At 38.1% G+C, this 6,740-nt stretch carries 8 protein-coding genes; 4 read left to right on the top strand and 4 right to left on the bottom strand.

Annotated features, from left to right (window positions below; translation table 11 throughout):
• Window positions 1-213: 213 nt before the first annotated feature.
• Window positions 214-1,755 (bottom strand): YcjF family protein, encoded by a 1,542-nt coding sequence (locus CUN59_RS06645; RefSeq protein ID WP_104387099.1) that lies wholly within the window; start codon window positions 1,753-1,755, stop codon window positions 214-216.
• A 572-nt stretch (window positions 1,756-2,327) separates the two neighbouring features.
• Between CUN59_RS06645 and CUN59_RS06640 the strand changes: the two genes are divergently transcribed.
• From CUN59_RS06640 to CUN59_RS06625, 4 genes are all read left to right on the top strand, one after another.
• On the top strand, window positions 2,328-2,825 hold the full coding sequence (locus CUN59_RS06640; protein WP_104387098.1) for a DUF937 domain-containing protein: 498 nt from the start codon (window positions 2,328-2,330) through the stop codon (window positions 2,823-2,825).
• Window positions 2,826-2,905: 80 nt separating this feature from the next.
• Entirely contained in the window at window positions 2,906-3,598 is a 693-nt protein-coding gene (gene bchM / locus CUN59_RS06635; RefSeq protein ID WP_104387097.1) for a magnesium protoporphyrin IX methyltransferase, read from the top strand.
• A 309-nt stretch (window positions 3,599-3,907) separates the two neighbouring features.
• Window positions 3,908-4,390: a hypothetical protein gene (locus tag CUN59_RS06630; protein WP_104387096.1), complete on the top strand. Its 483-nt coding sequence runs from the start codon at window positions 3,908-3,910 to the stop codon at window positions 4,388-4,390.
• Window positions 4,391-4,398: 8 nt separating this feature from the next.
• Window positions 4,399-4,779 carry a DUF423 domain-containing protein gene (locus tag CUN59_RS06625; RefSeq protein ID WP_104387095.1) on the top strand — a complete coding sequence of 127 codons (381 nt, stop codon included), beginning with the start codon at window positions 4,399-4,401 and terminating at the stop codon, window positions 4,777-4,779.
• A 162-nt stretch (window positions 4,780-4,941) separates the two neighbouring features.
• Here CUN59_RS06625 and CUN59_RS06620 read toward each other — a convergent pair whose 3' ends face one another.
• The 3 genes from CUN59_RS06620 to CUN59_RS06610 form a co-directional block, all read right to left on the bottom strand.
• Window positions 4,942-5,184, bottom strand: a complete 243-nt coding sequence (locus CUN59_RS06620; RefSeq protein ID WP_104387094.1) for a DUF4327 family protein — start codon at window positions 5,182-5,184, stop codon at window positions 4,942-4,944.
• Between the two features lie 634 nt (window positions 5,185-5,818).
• A complete protein-coding gene (rbfA, locus tag CUN59_RS06615) occupies window positions 5,819-6,217 on the bottom strand; it encodes a 30S ribosome-binding factor RbfA (RefSeq protein ID WP_104387093.1) in 399 nt (132 codons plus the stop codon).
• A gap of 125 nt (window positions 6,218-6,342) precedes the next feature.
• Entirely contained in the window at window positions 6,343-6,549 is a 207-nt protein-coding gene (locus CUN59_RS06610) for a DUF751 family protein (protein ID WP_104387092.1), read from the bottom strand.
• Between the last annotated feature and the right edge of the window lie 191 nt (window positions 6,550-6,740).

Here is a 6,740-nt window from a genome sequence, read left to right as displayed (position 1 = left end):
TTGCAGTTACATCTTGCGTAAGTCCTATGATAATCAATCAATAACTTCATATTTATTTAAGATAGTCAAGATGCCAGCAATAGGCTTTGATAGTATTAAATCTCAAACAATTTTTTTTACTATTAATAATTTTTCATTCCTGCTAACTACTCACTCCTATCCTATGGCTGATATTAGGCTGCGCTATGAGAAAAGAACCGATTTTAGCAGATCCTACTTATGTTCTTCTTTTTCTGCCAAGCTATCAGCTATTGGTTTGACGACTTTGGCGATCGCCTCTTGAACAAAGACTTTGATAAATTCATCCCGGCGATTAATCTGAAATTGTTGCTGTACTACCTCTGTCATTCCCCCATCACCCCAGTCCTGATCATGGCGAAAATACTCGATAAAGCTTTTGCCAGCAATGCGGGTTAAATAGGCGGCTGTTACCCCTTGAATTGCCCTACCGACGATAAAAGTAGCAATATTTAATTGTAGGGCGGTGGATAATAATTCAATTGCCCCTTTAACGATACCTAAACCAGCAATTGTTTTACCTAAAGATAGGGCTAATTCCTTGCCCCGTTCCATGTTTAAATCACAACCATAGACTCTACCAATTTCTACTACCATTTGGGCATTAACGGCTGCTGTGGCCAGTAGGTCTACTACTGGTAATGGTGTAACAGAAACTACCCCTGCACCAATCCATTGATAACGTTCAACAATTCTATCTGCTTGACGACGACGTTGGGAGTCTATAAGTTTCCGTGCTTCTTCTCCTAAACGCAGAGATTGTAACAGAATGTTATCTGCAACTAAATCTTCGCCTTCGGCGCGGAGAATGGAGGCCATGCGACGTAATAGGGGAATAATATCTGGTTCTGGTTGGTAGGTTTCACCGGTTTCTAACTTTGCTGGTTGGGGGTTGGCAGCGATCGCTACTACATCGTTAGTGGCAATAAAGGTTCTCACTCGTTCCCGGAGTCTGGCTAAGATCACTTCTGTATCATTTTCTGTGTATAAATCTGTTTTATTCAGAATTAATAGCGATCGCTTGCCAATTTCCGCTAAACCCCGCAGAGGTTCATATTCAGAACGGCGCAAATCATTATCCACTACAAATAACAGTAAATCCGCTTCCGTTGCTAAAGCCCTGGCCAGTTGTTCCCGTTCCGTACCCGCAACCCCCGGTTCTAAAATCCCCGGAGTATCAGTAATTAATATCTTCCGTTCCAACCCCTTCAACCGTAAACAATAGGTTTCTCCCGCTTGGGTTGTTCCCATTGGTGCGTTGACTTCACCTACTATTCGCCCCATAATGGCATTTACCAAGGAAGTTTTACCCGCGCTACCTGTGCCAAAAACTACAACTTGAATTTCCCCCCTGGCTAAATTCGCTTCAATTTCCCTAGTGCGACTCAGTAAAGCTTGGCGTGTTACCTCATCTTGAATTTGGGCGACTTGTTGGCGGACTGCTTGCAGGGTAGAAGTGGCTGCATCAGATTTAGCGGCGGGAATTTCGGCGGGAGTTACTCGTTTCCGTTGTCGGCGAGATTGTTCCTCACCTTTGGGCAGCACTAATACATAATAAACAAAGGCCGCAATTAAACCGCCAATCAGTACAACTAATAGTAATAATAGTAAATTACCTAACAACGGGGAATAGGATAACTGCCAGTATAACCGGGTAAGAGAATCTATTAGCCATAGAGTTAAGGACAAAATGACGATCAGACCAATAATCAGGGTGGCGATGCGGGATAAAGGCATGAATAATCAGATATAAGTAGGAATTAAAAATTATCCTTATGGCAAGGAAACAGGGAACGCTACATTAAAAAATTATTCCCTCTCCTGAGTATCACAAAAAAAATTGTCTTTGGATATACTTGAAAATGCTGAAAGATTTTCTGATTTTTCTCATAGTTTAGCAGATATAAGAGAAACAATTAAAAAAAACTAACAAGCCAATTTAGCTTATAATCGGGCTTTAATAGTACAATCTGTAATTATTATTGTGAGTATAATAATTTCCATACTAATAGCTACTATTCTAGCAATATACACCAGCAAAATTATTACCCAACCCATTAGAAAAATTAAGTCTAGCTTAAGGCGATTGTTAGCAGATGTAGCCCGTGAAATTAATATACTTAGGGCTTGCTGAATAAACCAAAAACCTAGATATATTAAGAGTTTCAGGCTTAAAAAAGTGAATTAGGTGCAAGGAATAAGCATTGAAACCATTAAAAACCTATCACTTCCCGTTTGCCATTCCTGAGTGCTAATTCCTGTTATAGTATTGATCATGAGAGAAATTTAAAACAACAGGGAAAAAATTAATGGGACTTTTTGATCAAATTCTAGGTGCAGTTAGTAATTCCAATCAACCAGGTGGTTTGGATAACTTGGTAAATATTGCTATGACAGTTAAACAATTAGGTAATGGCATTGGTGCAGACTCTTCCACCATGCAATCAATTTTATCAGTAGTTGGCAAACAAGTACAATCATCTTTGCAAACAAAACAAACTACAGAGGGAAGTGAAGCCGTAGAAAATTTAGTTAATCAATTTGCCGGAACTTCTGCCGATTCCCAAGCCGTCGATAGCCTATTTTCCCCAGATATTCAAGCACAAGTAGCGGAAAATGCCTCCCAGGGTACTAACTTAGATGCAAATACAATTCAACAATTATTACCAAGTTTAGTACCTTTACTCTTGAGTTTCTTACAATCCGGTGGTAATCCCTTACTAAATAAATTTCTAGATGTTGATGGTGATGGTGATGTAGATATTGCTGACGCGATTAAATTAGCTAGTCGGTTTTTAAGAATTTAATCCTGGGTACAAAAATTCCAGGCAATAATCCACTCACAAATGATAATTTTAAGAATTGTAAACCGTTAACAATTAAGTTCATGAAGGCAGCCGACGATAAAACAATAGTGCGCGAATACTTCAACTCCACAGGCTTTGATAGATGGCAACGCATCTATGGTGATGGTGAAGTCAACAAAGTCCAGCTAGACATCCGCACTGGACATCAGCAAACTGTAGATAATGTCATCGGCTGGTTACAAGCTGACAACAACCTATCATCATTATCAATTTGTGATGCTGGCTGTGGTGTGGGTAGCCTGAGTATTCCTCTGGTTATGGATGGTGCTAAAGTATACGCTAGTGATATTTCTGCCAAAATGGTATCGGAAGCCCAAGACCGGGCAGTCAAGGTTTTCGCTAATACAGTTAATCCCACCTTTGCAGTTCAGGATTTAGAATCTCTCAGTGGTAATTATCACACTGTCATCTGTTTAGATGTTCTCATTCATTATCCTCAAGAAAAAGCGGATGAAATGATTTCTCACCTATGTTCTTTAGCACAATCGAGAATTATTCTCAGCTTTGCCCCTAAAACCTTTTTTCTAACTATCCTCAAAAAAATCGGTAGTTTCTTTCCTGGTCCAAGTAAAGCCACACGCGCTTATTTACACCGTGAACGAGATATCATCAAAATTTTGGAAAAAAATGGCTTTGCAGTTCAAAGACAAGCTATGACACGGACAAAGTTCTACTTTTCTCGCTTATTAGAAGCAACTCGTACATCTGCTTAGTAAGCATAGTAGAATTAATACTCAATTTTCCCGACTTCTTGAAGAAATCGGGATTTTTATTGAAAAAATCTGGTATAAAAAACCCCTTGAAAATTAAAATTAAATTTCATCGCATAATTCACAGATCCTTTCCTTATTAACAAAAAGATCCCCGACTTCTCTAAGAAGTCGGGGATCTGATTCTGTATGATCAAATTTGCTATATAGTAATGAGAAATAAATGGTTAATAATTTGCAATATTAGTGGAAGGTTGAGGCAAGTAAGGTTAGAATTACAAGCAATGTGTAAATTCAACCTGAAGTAGAACTATGAAGACGGCTGAAAAATTGGCTGCTGGTTGGCTACTCACACTCGGATTCATGTTTTTAGCAATATCGGTATCAGAGGTAATATATAAATCGGAACAGTCATCAATACCGATATATCCTGTGGAGGGGGAACAGGTATTTGCACCTCCCAATGCGGATCAGGAGAGTAAAGATACTATTGTCGGGGGTATAATTTTTGGTGTTCCCAGTGCCATATTGGGTAGTTGGTTAGCATTGGGTTTATATAAACAAAGTAGACAAGATAAAAAAGCTTTAAAGCAACAAAATACTCAACAATTACAAGCGCAGTTTTATCAAATGTTACTACAAAATCAAGGGCGAGTAACTTTATTAGGTTTTGCCATGCAGTCCCAATTACCAGCAGCGGAAGCGAAAAAATATTTAGATGAGAAAGCTAAAGAATTTAGTGCAAATTTTCAAGTAAATGAAGAAGGGGCAGTATCATATCATTTTGATGTTTAATAGGTCTAATGACACAGTTCTTCTTAACTATAGCCGCCATTTTTGGCGGTTTGTCTGTGGCGGGTGGCGCTTTTGGCGCTCATGCTTTAAGAGAGAAAATTAGCGAACGTTCTTTAGAAATTTTTGATACGGGCGCTCGTTATCAAATGTATCATGCGATCGCACTTTTGCTAGTCGCCATTCTCATGAGTCGCTTAGAAACTCCACCAACTGCCCTATTAGTTAGTGGTTGGTTATTTATTATTGGTGTGGTGATTTTTTCCGGTAGTTTGTACGCTCTGAGTTTAACAGGTATCAAATCCTTGGGAGCAGTTGCACCATTAGGAGGATTAGCATTAATGGCTGGTTGGGGTGCTTTGTCCGTGGCTGCGGCAACTATCAAGTTTTAAGAAATTAGGTAATTTTTTGGGAAAATATAGTAAAGGCATAGACTAGATAAATGCCCAGAAAAATTCGGGAGTTGAAAGAGGAAAAAAATATACCTGTCCATAGCAGAAGCTACAAACAAGTACAATAAAAATAACAGTAGTTTATTAAAAAAACAAAATTATTTAGTCGTTGTCCCATTCTTCGCGGCCGATCAGATCCCCAATGCGATCGCGCAGTAAAAAATCACATTTTTCTAATTCACATTCCACACAAACCCACTCTCTAGCAGGGATAAACTGGCAAAGAGTATAAATTGGCTGTTGACGGCCAACCATTCCCCTTTCCACCAGTCGGCGTGCCTCATCCTGGATCACGTCTAGAGAGTAGTAATTGTAATTGATAGAAGGCACCGTATTTACGCTCATGGTTTTTACTCACAAAATTACATTTAGATAGCGTTCCCGTTATTAACTAGGAACAAAGATGGCAATAATTAAACCTGTCGCCAGAGTTTTGTAGTTTGCTATACGGAACTATTATCATTTTGACGCTGTGCACCTCTAAATTATCTAAAGAAATGTTAAGTTTGTCAAGAAAACATGACATTCATGATATTTGAAGTTCATATTCCGAAAATGAAATTCAACAAAAACAGCTAATTTTACTCTTCAAGCTTAGATATTCCGATTCCCAGGTTTTTTTCAAATTAATCTATGGAAAAATCCTGATAGTTTTCTGAGAATTGCTGTAACTTTAACTGCACAATTCTACATGAACTTACTTATTTTAGCATCTATCCTCAGATATAAAATGCCCGACATTCATAATTACCCAAAAAATAGGGAATACAGGCATTGCCAATGATTCCCATTCATATTACCACTATATAACTGCTAGACAAAACTAGATATTTACTTCTTCTTACCGATTTTTATTATCAAAAAATAGAATGGTCAAAGTTTTTCTATATCAGTCTACCTTTGTCTATTTAATTGTCAACTTAGGACTAACTCTACCCACTAATAATTTAAAGGTTTCTTTATAGTTTTTAGTTGTGCATCAATCAGCCTCCTCTTCTTTGATATGATCTATATTCGATAATGTCCGTTGTTGCTCAAGTTGGTTTAACAAACTCAGCACTTTAGTTCCTCTTTCGATAGAGGAATCTTCCACAAATAGCACTTCTGGGGTGCGTCGTAATCTCACTCTAGCTCCCAATTCACTACGGACATAACCGGTCGCAGATTTTAAACCTGCCATTGTTTCCGCCTTCGCTTCGTCTGTTCCATAAATGCTGACGAATATTTTGGCGTGTTGCAGATCCCCAGAAACATCCACATCAGTGACACTGACCATTCCTGTTCCCACACGATCATCTTTAATACCGTTAAGTAGCATTTGGCTAACTTCCCGTTTAATTAACTCAGCAACGCGGGAAACGCGGCGATTTGTAGCCATATAAATTCCGCCTTCTCACAGAGATTTGACAATATGATTCTTGATACAAATTAGAGTGGACGGTGCTTGAAGTGATAAAATCAACAGCAACAGTCCAAACAACTTAACCCTTTTATGGTTCTAGTCTAGATTGTATTTAATCCTAACATTGCCCGCAGGGTAAGCGTTAAGAAAAAAAGACCACTGACAAAAAAGCCCACAATAGCAATTAGCGTTACAGGACGTTTCAAGAGTGGAAACAGCGGTTCGAGGGTGTTTAGAAAAAGACCCAAGACGATACTGATCAAATAACGAGGGTAACGAAATACATTATCCCAAAATCCATCAAACATTTGAATTTAGACTACCTTATTATACAATATAAGTTTCTGGTCACTTGTGTGTTTAGCTCAATTATAATACATAACCATTAATTATATAAAGTTAGATTTAAAATACCCAAAAAAGTTTGATTTGTGAAGGTTTTAGGTTAATTGAGCAAAACCTATATAAAATAATGATGCAAGATATGACAAAACAAAAT

Source organism: Cuspidothrix issatschenkoi CHARLIE-1 (genome assembly GCF_002934005.1).
GTDB classification, from domain to species: Bacteria; Cyanobacteriota; Cyanobacteriia; order Cyanobacteriales; family Nostocaceae; genus Cuspidothrix; species Cuspidothrix issatschenkoi.
This window is presented reverse-complemented; position numbering and strand designations above follow the sequence as displayed.

Bases quoted from the DNA above. Each gene is read 5' to 3' on its own strand.
- CUN59_RS06630 (WP_104387096.1), top strand. From the start codon at position 3,908: ATGAAGACGGCTGAAAAATTGGCTGCTGGTTGGCTACTCACACTCGGA.
- CUN59_RS06610 (WP_104387092.1), bottom strand. From the start codon at position 6,549: ATGTTTGATGGATTTTGGGATAATGTATTTCGTTACCCTCGTTATTTG.
- CUN59_RS06620 (WP_104387094.1), bottom strand. From the start codon at position 5,184: ATGAGCGTAAATACGGTGCCTTCTATCAATTACAATTACTACTCTCTA.
- CUN59_RS06640 (WP_104387098.1), top strand. From the start codon at position 2,328: ATGGGACTTTTTGATCAAATTCTAGGTGCAGTTAGTAATTCCAATCAA.
- rbfA (WP_104387093.1), bottom strand. From the start codon at position 6,217: ATGGCTACAAATCGCCGCGTTTCCCGCGTTGCTGAGTTAATTAAACGG.
- CUN59_RS06645 (WP_104387099.1), bottom strand. From the start codon at position 1,755: ATGCCTTTATCCCGCATCGCCACCCTGATTATTGGTCTGATCGTCATT.
- bchM (WP_104387097.1), top strand. From the start codon at position 2,906: ATGAAGGCAGCCGACGATAAAACAATAGTGCGCGAATACTTCAACTCC.
- CUN59_RS06625 (WP_104387095.1), top strand. From the start codon at position 4,399: ATGACACAGTTCTTCTTAACTATAGCCGCCATTTTTGGCGGTTTGTCT.